16 protein-coding genes and 1 riboswitch are annotated in these 19405 nt (G+C 62.9%); of the genes, 4 read left to right on the forward strand and 12 right to left on the reverse strand.

Annotated elements, in window-relative coordinates:
* Positions 1-89: 89 nt before the first annotated feature.
* The 9 genes from ACRTG1_RS11695 to ACRTG1_RS11735 all read right to left on the reverse strand — a co-directional run bounded on the left by ACRTG1_RS11695 (position 90) and on the right by ACRTG1_RS11735 (position 11293).
* The gene (locus ACRTG1_RS11695; protein ID WP_206543933.1) at positions 90-557 is read right to left on the reverse strand and encodes a carboxymuconolactone decarboxylase family protein; all 468 of its coding nucleotides are present in this window, start codon (positions 555-557) and stop codon (positions 90-92) included.
* Between the two features lie 30 nt (positions 558-587).
* Complete coding sequence (locus ACRTG1_RS11700; protein ID WP_113155701.1) at positions 588-1085, reverse strand: RrF2 family transcriptional regulator; 498 nt, start codon at positions 1083-1085, stop codon at positions 588-590.
* Positions 1086-1215: 130 nt separating this feature from the next.
* Complete coding sequence (gene preA, locus ACRTG1_RS11705) at positions 1216-2526, reverse strand: NAD-dependent dihydropyrimidine dehydrogenase subunit PreA (RefSeq protein WP_432516320.1); 1311 nt, start codon at positions 2524-2526, stop codon at positions 1216-1218.
* A 14-nt stretch (positions 2527-2540) separates the two neighbouring features.
* Positions 2541-3893, reverse strand: a complete 1353-nt coding sequence (locus ACRTG1_RS11710) for an NAD(P)-dependent oxidoreductase (protein WP_432516321.1) — start codon at positions 3891-3893, stop codon at positions 2541-2543.
* A gap of 199 nt (positions 3894-4092) precedes the next feature.
* On the reverse strand, positions 4093-5055 hold the full coding sequence (locus ACRTG1_RS11715) for a peptidase inhibitor family I36 protein (RefSeq protein WP_297563949.1): 963 nt from the start codon (positions 5053-5055) through the stop codon (positions 4093-4095).
* Between the two features lie 156 nt (positions 5056-5211).
* Positions 5212-7326 (reverse strand): dipeptide ABC transporter ATP-binding protein, encoded by a 2115-nt coding sequence (locus tag ACRTG1_RS11720; RefSeq protein WP_432516336.1) that lies wholly within the window; start codon positions 7324-7326, stop codon positions 5212-5214.
* Between the two features lie 25 nt (positions 7327-7351).
* Positions 7352-8509 (reverse strand): ABC transporter permease, encoded by a 1158-nt coding sequence (locus ACRTG1_RS11725; RefSeq protein WP_113155705.1) that lies wholly within the window; start codon positions 8507-8509, stop codon positions 7352-7354.
* 12 nt (positions 8510-8521) lie between these two features.
* A complete protein-coding gene (locus ACRTG1_RS11730) occupies positions 8522-9559 on the reverse strand; it encodes an ABC transporter permease (protein ID WP_206543936.1) in 1038 nt (345 codons plus the stop codon).
* An 81-nt stretch (positions 9560-9640) separates the two neighbouring features.
* Positions 9641-11293, reverse strand: coding sequence for an ABC transporter substrate-binding protein (locus tag ACRTG1_RS11735; protein ID WP_113155707.1), 1653 nt, complete (start codon positions 11291-11293; stop codon positions 9641-9643).
* Between the two features lie 276 nt (positions 11294-11569).
* Positions 11570-11781: riboswitch (cobalamin riboswitch) on the forward strand.
* A gap of 125 nt (positions 11782-11906) precedes the next feature.
* On the opposite strand from ACRTG1_RS11735, the gene ACRTG1_RS11740 reads away from it, so the two are divergent.
* From ACRTG1_RS11740 to ACRTG1_RS11755, 4 genes are read left to right on the forward strand one after another with little or no spacing between them, the layout of a single operon-like run.
* Positions 11907-13769, forward strand: coding sequence for a TonB-dependent receptor plug domain-containing protein (locus ACRTG1_RS11740; protein ID WP_432516322.1), 1863 nt, complete (start codon positions 11907-11909; stop codon positions 13767-13769).
* Entirely contained in the window at positions 13769-14638 is an 870-nt protein-coding gene (locus tag ACRTG1_RS11745) for an ABC transporter substrate-binding protein (protein ID WP_432516323.1), read from the forward strand. The genes ACRTG1_RS11740 and ACRTG1_RS11745 overlap by 1 nt, the downstream gene beginning before the upstream one ends.
* Positions 14635-15615 carry a FecCD family ABC transporter permease gene (locus ACRTG1_RS11750; RefSeq protein WP_206543940.1) on the forward strand — a complete coding sequence of 327 codons (981 nt, stop codon included), beginning with the start codon at positions 14635-14637 and terminating at the stop codon, positions 15613-15615. Before ACRTG1_RS11745 ends, ACRTG1_RS11750 begins: the two co-directional genes overlap by 4 nt.
* A complete protein-coding gene (locus ACRTG1_RS11755) occupies positions 15615-16403 on the forward strand; it encodes an ABC transporter ATP-binding protein (RefSeq protein ID WP_432516324.1) in 789 nt (262 codons plus the stop codon). The genes ACRTG1_RS11750 and ACRTG1_RS11755 overlap by 1 nt, the downstream gene beginning before the upstream one ends.
* On the opposite strand, the gene ACRTG1_RS11760 is transcribed toward ACRTG1_RS11755, so the two are convergent.
* The 3 genes from ACRTG1_RS11760 to ACRTG1_RS11770 are packed head-to-tail and all read right to left on the reverse strand — an operon-like array spanning position 16400 to position 18979.
* The gene (locus tag ACRTG1_RS11760; RefSeq protein WP_432516325.1) at positions 16400-17761 is read right to left on the reverse strand and encodes a S8 family serine peptidase; all 1362 of its coding nucleotides are present in this window, start codon (positions 17759-17761) and stop codon (positions 16400-16402) included. The genes ACRTG1_RS11755 and ACRTG1_RS11760 overlap by 4 nt on opposite strands.
* Complete coding sequence (locus ACRTG1_RS11765; RefSeq protein WP_432516326.1) at positions 17754-18410, reverse strand: hypothetical protein; 657 nt, start codon at positions 18408-18410, stop codon at positions 17754-17756. The genes ACRTG1_RS11760 and ACRTG1_RS11765 overlap by 8 nt, the downstream gene beginning before the upstream one ends.
* Positions 18407-18979: a sigma-70 family RNA polymerase sigma factor gene (locus ACRTG1_RS11770; protein WP_206548176.1), complete on the reverse strand. Its 573-nt coding sequence runs from the start codon at positions 18977-18979 to the stop codon at positions 18407-18409. Before ACRTG1_RS11770 ends, ACRTG1_RS11765 begins: the two co-directional genes overlap by 4 nt.
* Positions 18980-19405 lie beyond the last annotated feature (426 nt).

Genomic DNA, 19405 nt, shown 5'->3' on the forward strand with positions numbered 1-19405 from the left:
AAACGCCTTTCAGCCTAAAGGAACGGCCCGGAAATCCAAACCGGTTTCCGGGCTGTTCGGCAAAATAGCGCTGACTGGCTTAAAGGGGTTCAGGCGGCAGCAGACGCATCATCCGCGATCACGGGATGGACCGAGCGGAACGGGATCGCGATGCGGTTCCACACATTGATGAGACCGACCAGCACGGTAAGCTGCACCAGCTCCTGCTCGGAGAAATGCTCCAGCATCTCATTGTAGAGCGCATCCTCGACCGGGCCGTCGGAGATGTGCGTCAGACGCTCGGTCCAGGCAAGGGCTGCGCGCTCACGCCCGGTATAGAGCGGGGATTCACGCCATGCCGATACGAGATGCACACGCTGCTCGCTCTCACCATCGCGCCGCGCTTCGCGGGTGTGCATGTCGACACAATAGGAGCAGCCATTGATCTGCGATGCGCGCAGGTTCACCAGATGGATCAGCCCTTGATCGAGGCCGCTTTCGTTCACCGCCTTCTTGAGATTGAAGATCGCGCCAAGCAGTTTCGGCTCGGTCTTCACGTAGTTCAGGCGTTCTTGCATGATCAGTCCTTTCCATTTCAGAAGATGGCGTCAGCCCTGCGGACGCTGGTTTCGCGCAACGAAGGCGCAGCTGAAGGCGAGCGCGCGCGGATCGGCCTCCCCCAGATAGTCGGAGATCACGTCACTCAGCCGCGTCTTGCGCAGCTCGGCGCGATAGGCCTGCTCGGCGCGCAGCATGGCGGCGTTGATGTTGCAGGGCGCGGCATAGACCTCGGGTTCCAGCGCACCCGGCCCGCGCTGGCGGATCTCCGCACAGCGAAAGGCCGGCTGCGGTCCCTCGATGGCAAGCACCACGTCCAGCAGGGTGATCGCATCCGCCGACCGCGCCAGACGATAGCCGCCATGGGGCCCGGAAACCGATTCCAGAATGCGGGCGGCCGTCAGCGTTTTCAAATGTTTGAGCAGATAACTTGGCGAGAGGCCGTGATATTCGGCAAGCGCGCTGGCCGGCATGGTGCGCCCCTCTTCCAGCTGCGCAAGAAGCGTGGCGCAATGGATCGCCGCCTCAACGCCTTCACTCAGTTTCATGTCGACCTCCCTATTGCGGATAACATATATCCTGGATAATAATTATCCGCAATAGGAATAGACGTTGCTTCTGCCACTTCCTGACACACGCTCAAAGAAAAACGGCGGCGGATAACCGCCGCCGTCAGACCTATTCCGCAGCCACTTTGGAAGGGTTGTTCGGATGCGTCGTCCAGTTGGCGTAGACCGGCTCGACCTTCTCGCCCGTGCGCTTGTCGAGCGCCCCGGCGGCCAGCGGCACCATGTCGATGCAGCCCTCCACCGGACAGACATTGACGCACAGATTGCAGCCGACGCACTCCTCTTCGATCACCTCGAAATGACGCTTGCCGTCGACCATGGCCGTGATTGCCTGATGAGACGTGTCCTCGCAGGCGATGTGGCAGCGACCGCATTTGATGCACTGGTCCTGATCAATGCGCGCCTTGGTGACATAGTTGAGGTTCAGATACTGCCAGTCGGTAACATTGGGCGCCGCGCGGCCGATCACGTCATCGAGCGTGGCGTGCCCCTTGGCGTCCATCCAGTTTTCAAGCCCCTCGATCATCTCCTCGACGATCTTGAAGCCGTAGGTCATGGCGGCGGTGCAGACCTGAACCGTACCGGACCCCAGCGCCAGAAACTCGGCGGCATCGCGCCATGTGGTGATGCCACCAATGCCGGAGATGGGCAGGCCAGCGGTCTGCGGATCGCGGGCGATCTCGGCCACCATGTTGAGCGCGATGGGCTTCACCGCCGGGCCGCAATAGCCGCCATGGGAGCCCTTGCCGTCAATGGTGGGTTCGGGCGCGAAATTGTCGAGATTGACCGAGGTGATGGAATTGATCGTGTTGATGAGCGACACCGCATCCGTTCCGCCGGCATGGGCCGCGCGGGCGGGCTGGCGCACATCGGTGATGTTGGGCGTGAGCTTGGTGATGACGGGCATGCGCGTGTTCTGCTTGCACCAGCGCACCACCATCTCGACATATTCGGGCACCTGGCCAACGGCTGCGCCCATGCCGCGCTCGCTCATACCGTGCGGACAGCCGAAATTGAGCTCGATGCCATCGGCTTCCGTCTCTTCCACGAGCGGAAGGATGGCTTTCCATGCCTGCTCCTCACACGGCACCATGAGCGAAACGATGAGCGCCCGGTCCGGCCAGCTCTTCTTCACCTGCTTGATTTCGCGCAGGTTCAGATAAAGGTCGCGGTCGGTGATGAGCTCGATGTTGTTGAGGCCGAGAAGCCGGCGGTCTGCACCCCAGATCGCGCCGTAGCGGGGTCCGTTGACATTGACGACCGGAGGTCCCTCCTCGCCCAGTGTCTTCCAGACGACGCCGCCCCAGCCCGCCTTGAAGGCGCGCTCGACATTGTAGGCCTTGTCTGTGGGTGGTGCGGAAGCAAGCCAGAAGGGATTGGGAGACTTGATGCCGACGAAATTGCTGCGAATGTCTGCCATGGGTTTTCCGCTCCTCAGCCGGCCAATGCGCGATGAATGCTCTCGGCTGCGTCGCGCCCCTGCGCGACCGCCGATACGGTGAGATCGTCGCCGCCGGCGATGCAATCGCCACCGGCCCAGACGTTCGGCATGGAGGTGCGCCCTTCCGCATCGGTCTTGATGCGACGCCCTTCAAGCTCAACCGACGCGGTGCTGCCGTTGAGAACGCCTGCCTCAAAGGACTGGCCAATGGCCTTGAAGACCTGATCGGCGCGCAGCGTCAGCGTTTCGCCGGTGCCTGAAAGCCTGCCGGCCTTCAGCGCCGTGTATTCAAGCTCAATGCCGCTCACCCGGCCATTGTCGGCGATGATGCGCGTTGGCTGGAGCCAGTGCCTTATGGTGACGCCTTTGGACGCCGCCAGATCCTGCTCGAACGCCGAAGCGTTCATGTGTTCCTGGCCGCGCCGGTAGCAGATCGTGACCTCCTCCGCGCCCAGAAGCCGCGCCTGTACGGCTGCGTCGATGGCCGTCATGCCGCCGCCGATGACGACGACACGCCGACCGACCGGCAGGCTGGCGAGATCCCTCGCCTGACGCAGATGGGCAATGTAGTCGACCGCGCTCTCGACGCCGTCAGCCGCTTCGCCTTCCGCACCGAGCGCATTGACGCCGGCAAGCCCCATGCCAAGAAAGACGGCGTCGTGATCACGCGTTAAATCGCCAAGCGAAAAATCACGCCCCAGCGCCTTTCCTTCCTCAAGACGGATGCCGCCAATGGCCATCAGGTAATCGACCTCGGCCTGGGCGAAGCCATTGGGCGTCTTGTAGGCGGCGATGCCGAACTCGTTGAGCCCGCCGGGCTTGGGCCGCGCCTCAAGGATCGTCACGTCATGACCATGCATGGCCAGACGGTGCGCACAGGCAAGGCCTGCGGGCCCTGCCCCGACAATGGCAACGCTCTTGCCGGTTGGAGCAGCGCGTTCATAGAACTGCGCGTCAGCCTCCATGGCCGCGTCCGTGGCATAGCGCTGGAGCCTGCCGATCTGGACCGGCTTGCCCTCTGCCTCCTCACGCACGCAGGCCTCCTCGCAGAGGGTCTCTGTGGGACAGACGCGGGCGCACATGCCGCCCAGAATGTTCTGGTCGAAGATCGTTCTGGCCGAACCCAACGGATTGTCCGTCGCGATCTGCCGGATGAACATGGGTATGTCGATCGATGTCGGACACGCCGTGGTGCACGGCGCATCGAAGCAGAAGTAGCACCTGTCCGCCTCGACGGCCGCCTCATGGCGGTCGAGCGGTGGATGCAGGTCGGCGAAGTTCTTTTCGTATTCCTCACCGGAAAGGCGGCCGGCGGCGATGCCGTCCGCGTAGAGACCATCAGCCATTCCGTATTCCCCTTTTATTATTGGGGAAAGGCTAGCGCAGTTTCTTTTTTTTATCAATCGGTCAAATTTTTGGCCCCGCCGCATCCTCTTGAATTAAAACATGAATTTCTTATTCATATTTACAAGCCGCGGATATCAAACAAAAAACGCCGCCCGGCAAGGGCGGCGTTTGCGATGCGGACGGCCCTGCAATGGCCGATCAGAAGACCTCGATGGAACTGATGTCGTCGTTGTAAATGTCGCGCAGTCGGCGGGTGTCGCGACGGATGGTTTCACACCAGCCGCCAAAATTGCGCCGCTCGCAGACACGCGCCTCGGCACCGCCCTCAAGCGTCACCGAGGAGATGCGGTTGTTCCATTCGCGCGGCAGGCGCGCCGTGCCGTCACCGGCATCGAAACAGATGCTCGCGCCCCGGAAATCGACACGCTCGTAGAAACAGGCGCGGCGGACCCGGTCGTAGCTGCCCTCGTCGCCCGGCCGGCGGCGATAGACCCGGAAGGACGAAACCGTGTCGCCCCGGCGCAGAGAAGGCACATCACGGGTGAGGAGATCGCAGCGACCGGCATAGTCGATCCTTGAGCAAATCTCGACGGAGGTGCGCTCGCCAACGCGGATCGAGGCCACGCGGCCATCCCAATTGCGATCCATCACGCGCGCATCGTCGCCAATGCCGGCGCAGAGACGGCGGCCCTGAAAGTTCGGACGGTCGTAAAAGCATACATTGCGCGGGGTCGGCCGGCGGTCGCCGTCGAAACGGTCATCATTGTCGAAGGCGGTGTCGTCACGGCGGCGATCATCCAGCTCGCGCATGACGAAATCAAACAGTTTGAGCCCGAGCGTCGATCCGATATCGGAGATCGGGCGATCCCTGTAAGCCGGCCTTGTGTCGCGCAGATAGCGCGCGGAAACCCAGCCCGTGCGCCCCGCATAACCCACTTCGCACCATTCGTAACGATCAGTACAGCGCAGCGTCACCACGCGCGCGCCATTCGGAATGGTCAGAACCACGCGATAGCGCGTGCCGGGGCCTTCGCGCATGTTGAGATCGGTCGTGACCACTGCCTGAACATTCTGCTGCGCGCGCGCCGGAACCGACAGCACGGCCGCCAGGCCAAGAGCGGCGAACGCCATGAGAAGGAAGCGGAAGAACCCCGAGGGCATGCGAATCTCCTGTTGCAATCCGGTTAGTCGGCGCAAAGTGATGGAAAATCAGCCGCATATCCAGAAGTCATTGAACAAAACGATGATGTTGACGACAGGCGCAGACAGGGCGCGCGGCGCAAACGCCACGGCCCGCCCTCCGGCCGGGCGCGCCGATCAATCCGATGGCGCGTCGAAGCTGATGACCGGCTCCATGCCCGCAAGCGTTGCATCATCCAGCCAGCACAGGCTGAAATGGCCATTGCCCAGATCCTTCAGCGGCGGCACCTCGCGCTCGCACTTCCCGCCCGGAACCTGATCCTTGTAGCGGCAGCGCGTCTGGAACGGGCAGCCCGAGGGCGGGTTCATGGCTGAGGGTATGTCCCCTTCCAGAACGATGTGCTTCTTGCGCACCGAGGTATCGGCGATGGGGATCGCGGAAAGAAGCGCCTCCGTATAGGGGTGGTAGGGCGGCGCGAATATCTGGTCGGTCGTGCCCTGCTCGACAATGTGGCCGAGATACATGACCACCACCCGGTCGGCGAGATAGCGCACGACCGAGAGATCGTGGCTGATGAACAGCATGGTCGTCTTGTTCTTGCGCTGGATATCCATCAGCAGCTCGGTCACCGCCGCCTGCACCGAAACATCGAGCGCGGAGACCGGCTCGTCTGCCACAACAACCTTTGCATTTCCGGCAAAGGCCCGGGCGACGCCTATGCGCTGCTTCTGACCGCCCGAAAGCTGGCGTGGCATGCGCTCGGCGAAGGCGCGCGGCAGCTTGACCAGGTCGAGCAGCTCCAGCATGCGCTGCTTTCGGTCGGCCAGCGTCTTCCCGATGTTGAATTTTTCCAGCGTGCGGATGATCTGCGAGCCGACGGAATGGCTCGGATTGAGCGTGTCGAACGGGTTCTGGAACACCATCTGGATGCTGGCGACCGTGCCGGTGGAGCGGTCTTCGACCGGCGTCGCCTGGATCGGTTCATTGCCGAGCATCACCCTGCCATCGGTCGCCGTTTCAAGCCCCAGAAGCACCTTGGCGAGCGTCGACTTTCCGCAGCCGGATTCGCCAACGATGGCCACCGTCTCGGACTCGCGCGCCTCGAAGCTGATCTGCTCGTTGGCCTTCACCGTCTTGGTGTCGCCACCGCCGAAAATGCTGTTTGCGGCAACGTGATAGTACTTTTTGAGATTCTCGATCCGCAGCATGGGAGCGCCGGGCGCGACGGGCTCCTGCTCCACAAGCGCCCCCTCCGGCAGTGCCTTCCAGTCGATATCGTCGAAACGCACGCAGCGCGAACGGTGCTGCTCATGCCCCTCGATCGCGCGCATGGGAATATCGCCGGCATCGCACAGGCCCGCCTTGAAGTGCTGGCAGCGTGGGCCGAAATTACAGCCATCAGGACGCTCATGCGGCAGCGGCAACTGGCCGGGGATGGCGATCAGCGGCCGGGCGTTCTTGTCTGCGCCGGGCAACGGGATCGAGCGGAACAGGCCCTGTGTATAGGGGTGCCTCATGCGGTCGAAGACATCCTCGACGCGGCCCGTTTCCACCGCCTCGCCGGAATACATGACGGTGACGCGGTCGCAGGTTTCCAGGATCAGGCCCAGATTGTGCGACACGAAGATCATCGACGTGCCGTATTTCTTGCCGAGCCCCTTCACCAGTTCCACGATGCCCGCCTCGACCGTGACATCGAGCGCGGTGGTCGGCTCATCCAGAAGAAGCAGTGCCGGCTTTGACAGAAGCGCCATGGCGATGACGATGCGCTGTTGCTGGCCGCCTGAAAGCTGGTGCGGGAACGAGCGCATGATGCGCTCCGGGTCCGGCAGGCGAACGGCCTCCACCATCTCCAGGGCGCGGTTCCAGGCTTCATCCTTCGACACACGGTCATGGATGATTGGCACTTCCATGAGCTGTTTGCCGATCTTCATGGCCGGGTTCAGGCTCGCCATCGGCTCCTGATAGATCATGGCGATCTCGTTGCCGCGGATCTGGCGCAACTCCTCCTCGCTCATCCCGGCCATGTCCCGCCCCTTGAAGCGGATGCGGCCGCCGACGATCTGCCCCACATTGGAGAGATCGCGCATGATGCCGAGCGCCACGGTGGACTTGCCGCAGCCGGATTCGCCGACAATGCCCATGGCCTCGCCCGGCATGACCCTGCAGGAAAAATCCATCACCGCCGGTATCTCACCGGCCCGCGTGAAGAAGGAGATGGACAGGTTCTCGATCTCGAGGATCGGTTCGTCAGCATTCACGCTGCGCGTCGTGCTGATGGCTTCGTTCATGGCGTCGCTTTCAGTGTTCATCCACTCAATCCTTCAGCGATTGCTCACGCAGCGCATCGGCGAGCAGGTTCAGCCCCAGAACGAAGGACATGAGGGCGAAAACGGGCGGAAGCGCAGGATGCACATAGGCGCGCAGAAGGCGGCTCGATTCCTTGATGCCGGTGCCCCAGTCGGGACTTTCGGGCGCAAGACCGAGGCCGAAATAGCCAAGCGTGCCGAGCAGAATGGTTGTGTAGCCGATGCGCAGGCACACATCGACAATGAGCGGCCCGCGCGCATTGGGCAGCACTTCCCAGAGCATGATGTACCAGGGCGTTTCACCCCGCGTCTGGGCGGCGGCCACATAGTCCCGCGTCTTGATGTCCATGACGAGGCCCCGCACGATGCGGAAAACGCCGGGCGATGAAGCAAACACCACCGCAACGAAGATGTTGAGCTGGTTGGAGCTGATCGAGATGATGCCGAGCGGATCGGCGTCGAAGACGAGGCCGACATAGATCCAGCCGCCGATCAGAAGCGTCAGCGCGAGCTGGATGGCCAGCAATTGCGGGCGGCTGCGATAGCGCGTCCAGAACAACGTCACGAAAAAGATGATCGGGAATATGAAGAAGGTGCCCGCCATCCATTGCGGGATCGGTGTTTCGCGGATGCCCGGCGTGACCAGCAGATAGAAGAGCAGGATGACCGGGAAGGCCAGCACCAGATTGGCGAGGAACGACAGGAGACTGTCGATGCGCCCGCCATAATAGCCGGCGGGCAGACCAAGCGTGGTGCCCACCATCAGCGCAAACAGCGTGGCCGCCGGGGCGATGATCAGCACGATCTGGCTGCCATAGACCATGCGTGAAAAGACGTCACGCGCGAGCCTGTCGCCACCGAAGAGGAAAGCCTGTCCCGTCTCCGGCTCGATGGCGCCGGGCAGCACGTTCTTCATGATCGGGAACTGCGCCAGCGGGTCGAAGGGGGCGACCGTGCCGGCGAAGATTGCGGTGAACAGCCAGAAGCAGCAGATCATGACGCCGGTAATGCCAACGCCCGTGTCGAAAAGCTGGCCGTAGAGGCCGAGCCGGCTGCGAAAGCGCAGGCTTAAAACCAGAATGATCGCCAGCGCCACCCAGACCGGCCAGAAGCGCGCCAGAACGCCAAGAATGATGCCGAAAGTTCCAAGATAATCCACTTGCATCGCGCGTCCTCCCTACTGCACGCGGATGCGCGGATTGAGATAGGCATAGCCGACATCGGAAATGAGCTGCGTCGACAAAACCACGAAAACCGAGACCAGAGAGCAGCCGAGCAACAGGTCGATGTCGTTGTTGCTCGCCGCCTCCACCAGCGTGAAGCCAAACCCCTGATAACGGAACATCACCTCGACGATGACAACGCCGGTCAAAAGCCAGGGGAACTGGAGCATGATGACCGTGAACGGTGCGATCAGCGCATTGCGCAGCGCGTGTTTGAGCACGACGGTGCGGAAGCCGAGCCCCTTGAGGCGCGCCGTGCGGATGTATTGCTGCGTCATCACCTCGACCATCGAGGCCCGCGTCATGCGCGCGATATAGCCGATGCCGTAGATCGCCATGGTCATGACCGGCAGGGTGAAATTGTAGAACGAAATGCCCTGCCGCGTGGCAGTGGCGGCGGAGCCGTTGAGCCAGCCGAGCCAGGAAGCGAAGATGACGGCGAAGATCACGCCCGACACATATTCGGGCGTCGCCGTGGTGGCGATGGAGGCGACCGAAAGGGTGCGGTCAGTGCGGCTGCCCTCCCGCATTCCGGCCAGAACGCCGATCAGAAGCGCCACGGGCACCATCACCACCATCACCCAGAACATGAGGATGCCGGTGGCGCCCAGTGCCGGAAAGAGTTTTTCGGCCACCGGCACCTTGAACTTGGTGGAGCAGCCGAAATCACCCTGCAGAATGCCGCCGTAATAGGGTTCGGCGGGTTCGTCGCAATAGGAAAACCGTGGCGTGGCGACGCCCGTTTCGGGGTCGATGTTGGGCTGTTTCTGGACGACGCCGAGCCATTGGCCATAGCGCACAAAGAAATTCTGCCGGTAGCCGTTCTTCTCAAGCCAGCTTTCAAGCTCTTCAGCCGAGGAGCGCATGTCGAGCTGGCTGATCGCTAGCTTCTTGAGATTGGGCTCCAGATTGACCAGAAAGAACACGACAAGGGTCAGGCACAGCATCGTCAATGCCATGACGCCCATACGTCTCAGAATAAATCCAAGCACGGTTTCCCCTTCCCCCGTTTACGGAGGTTGTTGTTGGTTGCCTGCGCAAATGGGGGCCCGTGCGGCCCCCTGTTCCGGGTCTCAGCCCTCGTCGAGCCAGACCTTTTCCAGGTCGATCTCGAAGGTCTGGTGCATGCCGTGGTTCATCACGGTCTCCACGGAGTGATTGTAGAGTTTGCGCCAATAGGGCTGGATGATGATGCCGGAGCCCTGAAGGATCTCTTCGATCTGCTTCATCACCTCGCGGCGGCTGTCGGGGTCCGGAATGGCCAGCGCCTGTTCGATCAGCTTGTCGAGTTCGGGATTGGAATAGGCGGACTCGTTCCACGCCTCGCCGGTGCGATAAGCGAGCGCGACCACCTGAATGCCGAGCGGACGCATGTTCCAGTTGGTCATGGACAGCGGGTATTTCGTCCAGTCGTTCCAGAAGGTCGAACCCGGCAGAACGGTGCGCTTGACCTTGAAACCCGCCTCGCGAAGCTGTGCGGCAATGGCGTCGCCGGTATTCTTGTGCCAGTCCTCGTCGACCGAGATCAGCTCGTGCTCATGCTCCATCTGGCCGGCCTCTTCCATCAGCGCCTTGGCCGCGTCCACATTGCGCTCGATCTTGGGCAGTTCCGCATATTCGGGATGGATCGGGCAAACATGGTGGTTCTCGGCCACCTCACCGGCATTGTCGTAGCCAAGCGCCAGAACTGTGGCGTTGTCCACGGCCATCTGCAGCGCGCGGCGCACCCGCTCATCGTCATACGGCTTGTTGTTGACATTGGTGCGGGCCACAATCGTCGTTGCCGTGGTGACCTCGGACTTGACCAGGCCAATGGCGTCGAGAATGTCCACGAAATCGGCGGTGGTCTCGTAATTGGTGTGGATCTCGCCGGATTCAAAGGCGCTTACCATGGCCGATGGATCGGTGCCGTAATCGATGAACTCGATGCCATCGAGATAGGCCTCGCCGCCCCACCACTTGCCGTCTTCGCGCTTCTTCAGTTCGACGCGGTTGCCCACTTCGTATGAAACGAGTTCGAAGGGACCGGTGCCGATGGGATTGGCGATGAAATCACGGCCCGTCTCATCAAAGCTCGGATGCACGATCAGGCCCGGATAGTCGGCCATGCCGGGAATGATGGAAATGTCAGGGGCTGACAGGTTGAGCTTCACCGTCATGTCGTCGACCTTCTCGATCGCGCCTTCGCGCGCCTTCTTGGTCTCCGGATCGATGAGTGCAGCCATGCGGGCGGGCATGGAGTTGCCCTCCACCGTCTGATCGCACCAGCGGTTGAAGTTGTAGATCACATCGTCTGCGGTAAAGGCGTCGCCATTGTTCCAGGTCACGCCCGGACGCACGTGGAGAATGTACTCGGTGGCGTCTTCGTTGACCTCCCAGCTCTCCAGAAGCCGGCCCTCAAAGGTGAAGTCGCGCGTGTATTTCACCAGCGGTTCAAGCGTCTGGCGCATGGCGTTTGCGATCTCGGACCAGTCGGCCGTGCGCGGGTCTTTCGGATCCTTGATGAACATGGCCACACGCAGCGTGCCGCCCATCTTGGGCTCCTGAGCGAGCGCATGTGTGGGCGCGGCAAGGCCGAGCATGCCGTAGGCGGCGGCTGTCGATGCGCCGAGTGCGCTTGCGAGCGCCAGGAACTCACGTCTGTCCATTTTTCCGACGCGCGCTTCGTTCGCCATTTCGGCGACGCGGGCTGGCACTTTCTCGCCATTGCTCTTGAAAAACGTCATCGACGCACTCCCATTTCTTGCCGTTATCAGTTTGTGTTCAGCATTTCCCATCGCGCCAGCGATGTCAAAAAACGACCGGGGCCAATGGTAAGTTTTGCAGGTTTTTCGACCGTTGAAATGACGAGTTTGCGACAAATGAGCCGCAAAACTGACAAATAGAGCCGATTTCGCAACAATTTCCGAAACCTGTACTGACAATACCCGCCACCTGCACCGTTATGGGTGGAACAGCCGTCCCACAGGCCGCAATTGACGCTGCCGGAGCCAGTTGGTAAGCGAATTTTGTTCGCTTGAGGTGCTCCGGCAGGCACTCGCATGCCGGGGAAAAGGGAACACGGAACGGCCCTGCATGATCAGGCCGCAGCCGTGGCTGCTCCCGCAACTGTGAGCGCCGAGGCTCCTCCTATGCCACTGGGTGCAATGCCCCGGGAAGGCGAGGAAGCCGATGAAGCGCGAGCCAGGAAACCTGCCTTGAGCCGTCACCGACCGGATGCGGGACGCTTCCGGGGCTGTGGATCTCGCAGTGGTGACGAAATGTCATCGCTGGCGGGGGACAGATTCAGACAGCCATCGCTCTCCAGCAAAAGAAGCAGCATTCTCATGGAGAGCACGCATGCCATCCAGACGTTATCGCACCCGGCTCCTGCTCAGCGCTTCGGCGTTGCTGACGGGCCTTTCAGCCACCATGGCGGGCGCAGAAGACTATGTGCTTGAAAAACTGGTCATCACGCCCAACCGCACACCGGCAGAGGCATCCACCGTGGGGTCGACGGTGAACGTGGTGGGTCGTGAAGAGATCGAGGAACAGTCCCTGCCGCTGGCCGTCGAGTATCTCGACCTGCTGCCGGGTGTGAGCCTCTCATCGCCGGGTGGCGTTGGCGCAGAGGGCAGCCTTTCGATCCGCGGCGCGCCGCGCCGCTATGTGAAGACGCTCTATAACGGCATCGACATTTCCGATCCGACCAGCCCGCAGGTGCAGACGTCCTACCAGTATCTTCTGTCGGGCGGCCTGCAGAGCATCGAAGTGCTGAAGGGATCGCAGAGCACGCTTTACGGCTCCGATGCGATTGCCGGCGTGATCAGCCTGTCGACGCTGGGCGACATCGAACCGGGCATCGCCCATATCATTCAGGGCGAAGGCGGCTCGCACGGCACGGTCGGCGGCTCCTACGGTTTCAGGGCGGCGAACGAACAGTCGAAACTCTCCATCAACGCAACCGGCTACCGCACCGACGGCATTTCGGCTGCGGCTACGGGCACGGAGCGCGATGGCTATGAGAACGTCACCTTCGACGTGAATGCCGAGCATGCATTTTCCGACGTGTTCTCCGTATTCGGCTCGGCGCTCTACATCGACGCGGAAGCCGAGTTCGACAATCAGGGCTTCGGCACCATTCTGCCGAGCGACAATCTGACGGCGACCAACCACAGCAAACAGCTGGCCGGCCGCGCCGGCTTCAATCTCGACCTGATGGACGGCCGCTTCCGCAACACGGTTTCCGTGCAGGCCTTCGACCTGGAACGCTCCATCACCGGCACCGCGTTCGACGGCTCTTATGACGGTCGCCGCTACAAGGCCGATTATCTGGGCGCATTCGACGTCAATGAATGGCTGACGGTTCAGGGTGGCGCGGATTACGAACGTCAGAGCGCAGTCTTTCCCGCCGGCATGTTCAACCCCCAGATCGATTCCGATTTCTGGATCGCAGGCGTCTGGGGCGAGGCCATTGCCACGCCGGTTGAAAACCTGACGCTGACAGCCGGCCTCAGGCAGGACGAGCACAGCGAATTCGGCGGGCACACCACATACCGGGCAACCGCCTCCTATCTCATCGATGCGACCGGAACGCGTCTGCACGGCTCGGTGGGAACCGGCTTCCGTGCACCCAGCCTCAACGAGCTTTTCGGTCCGTTCGGGGCAAACCCCAATCTGCGGCCTGAAACCAGCTTCGGTTTCGACATTGGCGTGGAGCAGCGTTTCTGGAACGACAGGGCAATCGCCGACATCACCTATTTCCAGCTCGAGATCGACGATCTGATCGGTTACACGACCCAGTATGACCAGATCACCGGCACGTCGCGCATGCGCGGTGTCGAGGCCTCGCTCAGCTATGCCGCGACCGACTGGTTCGACCTCACCGGAGCCTACACCTACACGCATTCGGTGGATCAGAACGATGCACGGCTGCCGCGTGTGCCGCGCCACGAGATCGGGCTGGTCGCCAACGTTCGGCCTGCCGAGAAATGGACCATTTCGGCCTCGGCCAAGGCGGCCATCGACACGGTGGACACGGGCAATTTCAAGCTGGACGATTACCTGCTGGTCAACGCCAAGGTGGCCTACAAGCCGACCGAGGACACCGAGCTCTATGTGCGCGCGGAGAACCTGCTCGATCAGGATTATCAGACGGTGCGCGGCTACAACACGCCCGGCTTCTCGGTGTTCGCCGGGTTCCAGGCAAAGTTCGCGCCCTGATGCATGAGCGCCGGAAACGCCTCTCCCGCCTTTCCGGCCTGACATTTCTGGCCGGCGCGCTTCTCATCGCGCCGGTTTCAGCTGCGCCCGAGCGGGTCATGTCGCTCAATCTGTGCACCGATCAGCTGGCCATGACGCTTGCCGAACCGGAACAGCTGATCTCCGTTTCCTTCCTTGCCCGCGAGCCGGACCTTTCCATGCTGCATGAGAAGGCACAGGATTTTCCCGTCAATCGCGGTCTTGCCGAAGAGGTGTTTCTGGAAAAGCCGGACCTCGTGGTGACCGGCACCTACTCGCTGCACAACACGACCGCGCTTCTGAAACGGCTCGGCTTCAGGATCGAGGAGTTTTCCTTCGTGCAGACGCTCGACACCATTCCGGGCGAAATCCGCCGTATGGGCGCGCTTCTCGGTCAGGAAGCGCGGGCCGAGAAGCTGGCCGAGGATTTTTCGCAGGAGCTTGATGCCATCGCAAAAAGCCAGTGCGACATGCGCCCCACCATGATCGCCTATGATCAGAACGGGGTCGCGCTTGGCAGCGGAACGCTGGCCGATTCCGTTATGCAGGCGGCGGGCTTTGCCAATCTCGCGGCTGATCTCGGACTGGTGGGCGTTGCGCCCTTCCCGCTCGAACAGGTCATCGCCGCCCGGCCTGACGTCATCGTCACCAGCGCGTCAGAGGGCGCGCCCACCCTTGGCGAACATGTGCCGCGCCATCCGGCAATTGCCGCGCTGCCCGACACGCGCATCGGCGCATTCGTGCCTGCCGGCGCATGGTCCTGCGGGTCGCCCGCCGTGATTGAAGCCGTGCGCGCGCTGGCAAGCCTGCGCGCCGAAATCGCGCCCTGCCCGCAGGACGCCACGCAATGAAGCTCTCCATTTCGCTCGCAATGCTCGCCCTTGCGCTCTTCATCCTGTCGCTGCTGGTCGGGCCGGCTGCGCTTGGGATCGGAGACAGCATTGCAGGGCTTTTCGCCGGCGGCGGTGAAGCAGCCGCCATCATCATGCGCGAAATCCGCCTTCCGCGCGCCCTGCTCGGCCTTGCCATCGGCTTTTCACTCGGCCTTTCAGGCGCGGTTCTGCAAGGATTTTTGCGCAACCCGCTCGCCGAACCCGGCGTGATCGGCGTTTCGTCCATGGCCGCACTCGGCGCGGTCGCCGTGTTCTATTCGGGGCTTGCGGGAAGCTCGCTCTACGCGCTGCCCGCCGGGGCGCTGATCGGTGCGCTTGCCGCCGTGCTCATCCTGCTTGCCATTGCAGCGCGTCAGGGCTCCACGCTCACACTCATTCTGGCCGGCGTCGCGCTATCGAGCCTTGCCGGCGCGCTGACCTCTCTGGTGCTCAACCTCTCGCCCAATCCGTTCGCCGCCTATGAAATCATCTTCTGGCTGCTGGGCTCGCTCAAGGACCGCTCCATGGAGCATGTGCTGCTTGCCCTGCCGCTGATGGCGGCCGGCTGGCTGCTGATTGCGCTTTCGGCGCGCGCCATCGATGCGCTGTCGCTCGGCGAAGAGGCTGCCGGCAATCTCGGCATTCATATGGGCCGCGCGCGTTTCCTGATCGTTGCCGGTGTGGCGCTTTCGGTGGGAGCGGCGACGGCGGTGGCCGGCACCATCGGCTTCATCGGCCTCGTGGTGCCGCATCTGATCCGACCGCTCACAAACCGCATGCCAAGCAGCCTCTTGCTTCCGGCAGGCCTCGGCGGCGCGGCGCTGCTTCTGGCTGCCGACATTGCCGCCCGGCTCGTTTTGCCGGCGGGCGAACTGAATGTCGGCGTTCTGACGGCGCTGATCGGCGCGCCCTTCTTCCTGTGGCTCGTGATCCGCGCCCGCCGGGAGATGCTGTGATGAGGCTGCAGGCGGACAATATCAGCGTCAAGCTTGGTGGCAGGCGGGTGCTTGACGGCGTCGGCTTCGACATCGAACCGGGTCAGGTGATCGGGCTGCTCGGTCCCAATGGCGCAGGCAAGTCCACATTGATGCGTGCGCTGACCGGGCAATTGCCGGCTGAAGGCGCGATGCGGCTCGGCGCGCACGATCTTACCTCCATCAGCCCGGCCGCGCGCGCGCGCCTTATCGCCTATCTGCCGCAACAGCGCATCATTGGCTGGCGTCTCACCGTGCGCGATCTGGTGGCGCTGGGCCGCCTGCCCTGGCGCACCTTCGGTCGTCGCCCGGATGCCGGTGATGAAGCGGCCATCGCCCGCGCGATGGAGATGGCCGATGTGACCCCGCTCGCCGACCGGATCGCCACCGAGCTTTCAGGCGGCGAGCAGGCGCGTGTGCTGATGGCGCGCGCCATGGCGCAGCAGACCCCGCTGCTGATCGCTGACGAACCGGCCTCCGGCCTCGACCCGGCACATCAGATCACCCTCATGCAGTCGCTGAAGCGGCTTGCAGAGAATGAAGGGCGCACGGTTCTGGTATCGCTCCACGATCTGACGCTGGCAGCGCGCTGGTGCGACCGGGTCATGCTCTTAAACAAGGGCAGGCTGGCAGCCTTCGGCACACCGGAAACGGTGCTTTCGGAAGCGCATCTGGCGGAGATCTATGGCGTGAAGGCCCATCGCGCACGCGACGAAGATGGCCTCATCATCGCCCCCGTCGGCCTCACAAAAAGTCAGAATAGAGACTAATTGCCGGTACGCTCCGCCATGGCCGCCTTGGCATTCAGAAGACCATCGCCGAACTCTTCATCCCGGCCCGGCGCGCCCAGATCCACCGCAGTCGTGCGCAGAAGTTCCGCCAGCGCTTCGGGCGCGGCGTCCTCACCGGCATGCATGAGATTGGCAATCGCACCGGAAACGATCGCGGCGGCGAAAGACGTGCCCGTCACCACATCCATACCACCGGGGATGGGCGCGACAACGTTTACGCCCGGTGCGGAGAGGTCGATGTAGCGGCCGCGATTGGCCTGGCCCATCAGCCGGTCGTGAACGTCGGTGGCGGTCACGGCGATCACATCCTCATAGGCTGCCGGATAACCGAAAGGCGCGCCCGGTCCGTTGTTGCCGGCCGCAGCCACCAGAACGACGCCACGCGCCATCGCATTGTTGCAGGCAGCGGAAAAGAGCGGGTTTTCCGGCCCGACAAAGCTCATATTCACGATCTGCGCGCCCTCTTCCACCGCCCAGTCGAGTGCGGCGAGCAGCACATTCGTGCTGGACACGCCGCTCTCGAAAGCGCGCGCATGAAGCAGGCGTACGCCCGGCGCGATGCCGCGAAAGGTCTCGCCGCCGGCGATCAGGCCGGAGATGGATGTGCCGTGATCCCGGTCAGCCACCTCCATGTCGGGCAGCGCATCGAACGTGCCCGCGACACGCCCCTTCAAAGCCGGGTGGTTCCCGTCAAGTGCGGTGTCGATGACCGCCACGCTCACATTCTCGCCGCTTGCAGCACCGGCATCGAGCGCGATGCGTTCAAAGGCGTAGTTCACCACGCCCGCCGCCTGCTGAAGCTGGAAAACATGGTTGGGCACACGATCCGCCAGCCGGCCATCGCCGGCAAGCTGGGCAAGAACGAAGCCCACCGGGCGGCCATCGGGAATGCCAAGCCGCGCAACGGTGCGGCCCAGAAGCGTGGACGCACGGGCGGAACGCAGTTCAAGCCCGAACTGCGCGGCAACGGCGGCCGCCACGCCTTCATCGCCATCCAGCGTGACAAGCACTTCGTCGGGCACGAAAGCCCCGGATATGGCGCGCTGCGGCGCGACCGGCAGGGAAAAGGCTCCTGCCCCGGCGGGTGTGGGAAGGGTCGGCGTGGGTTCGCCACCGGGTGTGGCGGGCTGTGCAGGCGCATCGCGGCCCGCTCCAGGCCCGAAAAGCTCGGCCAGCATCTGCGGCAGATAGACCACGTGACGCCCGGCGGGCTGTGTCTCGACGCGCGTCCCGTCCGGTGCAGCCTGCGGGTCGGGCGTGGTCTGGGCGAATACGGGACAGCCAGCGAAGGCGGTGAGCAGGATGCCGGTCAGAATGCGCGTGAGAGGCCTATTCATCGGCAGGTCTGCGCCCCGTCACAACGGTTTCCACCACGCTTGCCTCCGCCAGCGCGGCAGCGATCCCGTCATATTGGGCAGCCGTTTCTGCGGGCACAAGCACACGGTAGAGCCCGCCCGGCAGCGGTCCGGCAGCGATCTCGACACCGCTTTCATCGAGCAGCGCCGACACGTCCGCCATGGACGCATCGGCCCTGAAGGTCACGAAAACGAAGGGGGCCGCTTCACGATCTGCACCAGCGACGGAGAGTTGCTCGTTCTGGGACAGGTTGAGCCAGACGGTCTGACCGACGAGAATGGCGAGCGCCAGCCCGGCGGCCACCCAGGCGGCCTGCACGGGAAGCGAGGGGAGGAAGCGGGCAAACCGCTCGCGCAGCGTAAGCCCTGCCGCCCGGTCAGGCCCGGCCTCTTCGGCCAGCGCCGCCGAGAAGCGCGCCAGCGCATCGGCCGGCGGATGGATTGCCTCATTGTCTGCAAGGGTTGCCGAATACTCGCCTTCGGCTTCCGCAAGAGAGGCGAGCGCCTCGGGATCGGAGGCGAGCCATTCTTCCACCTCACGCAGCTCAGCTCCCGAGAGCGTGCCATTCAGGAAGAACGGCAGCAGCGCTTCCAGCCGGTCGCGCCGGTTCGATTGTGCGTTCTCGCTCATGGCCAGCCTCGATCATATCCTGACGCCTGCAGCGCTTCTCCAAGCTTCTTGCGGGCGTAAAACATTCTGGTTTTTACCGTTGCGACGGGCACCGAGAGGATCTCGCCGATCTCGGTCACCGACTTGCCGTGATAATAGGCAAGATCGACCACAGTGCGGTGCTCTTCGGACAATTCATTGACGAAGCCGCGCAGCGCCGTCGCCTTGTCGTCCTTCATTGTTGCGACCTCCGGCGTGTCCGCGCCGTCCGGCACGGCCTCGGCCTGCCCTTCTTCCAGAGCGCTTTCCCGGCGCTTGCGCAACATGGAAAGCGCCTTGAAGCGGGCAATGCCCAGAAGCCAGGTGGTGACCTGCGAGCGCGCCTCGAAGCGGGGCGCCTGACGCCACACCTCCAGAAACACTTCATTCGCGATTTCGTCCGCCATGGTTTCCGATCCCGTCTGGCGCATCACGAAGCGGTAGACCCGCGTGTGATGACGCATGAACAAGAGCCTCAGCGCCGCCTTGTCGCCGCGCGCCGTTCTGGCCACGAGTTCGGCGTCGGACGTCTGGCCCATTGCACCGCTCATGACCGGCTCTTCGAGAGTGTGTGTCGCGACGGGACGTTCCGGTTCATCGCTTTTCCCCCAACTCCCGAAAAAACTAATCCATTTGCCAGGCTGTGGGAACAGGCCCATCGTTCAACCCCGGCGCAGCACAAGCCATTCCACCCACTGGTGCCCCCGGCGTGAACCTTTTCACCGCCGCGACCGACACAGGCTTCAGGGTACGCATGGTGCGCGCCCGGAAAGGAGTGTTGTGATGACACGGCATATCAACTGCAAACGGTTGTTGAAGCCGCCGCGGCGCATGGCCGGGGCGGCTTTATTGACCTTGGGTAAGCCGAGGCGTAGTCTTGATCCAGACGGGGTAGAAAAGAACCTCGCTTCGGGGGAACACACCGGAATCAAGGGGATCGGGCGCACCAGGGACGCCCGGCCGGGCACCTCCCGAAA

Source organism: Nitratireductor sp. PBL-C9, from assembly GCF_050877045.1.
GTDB lineage: Bacteria > Pseudomonadota > Alphaproteobacteria > Rhizobiales > Rhizobiaceae > Nitratireductor > Nitratireductor aquimarinus.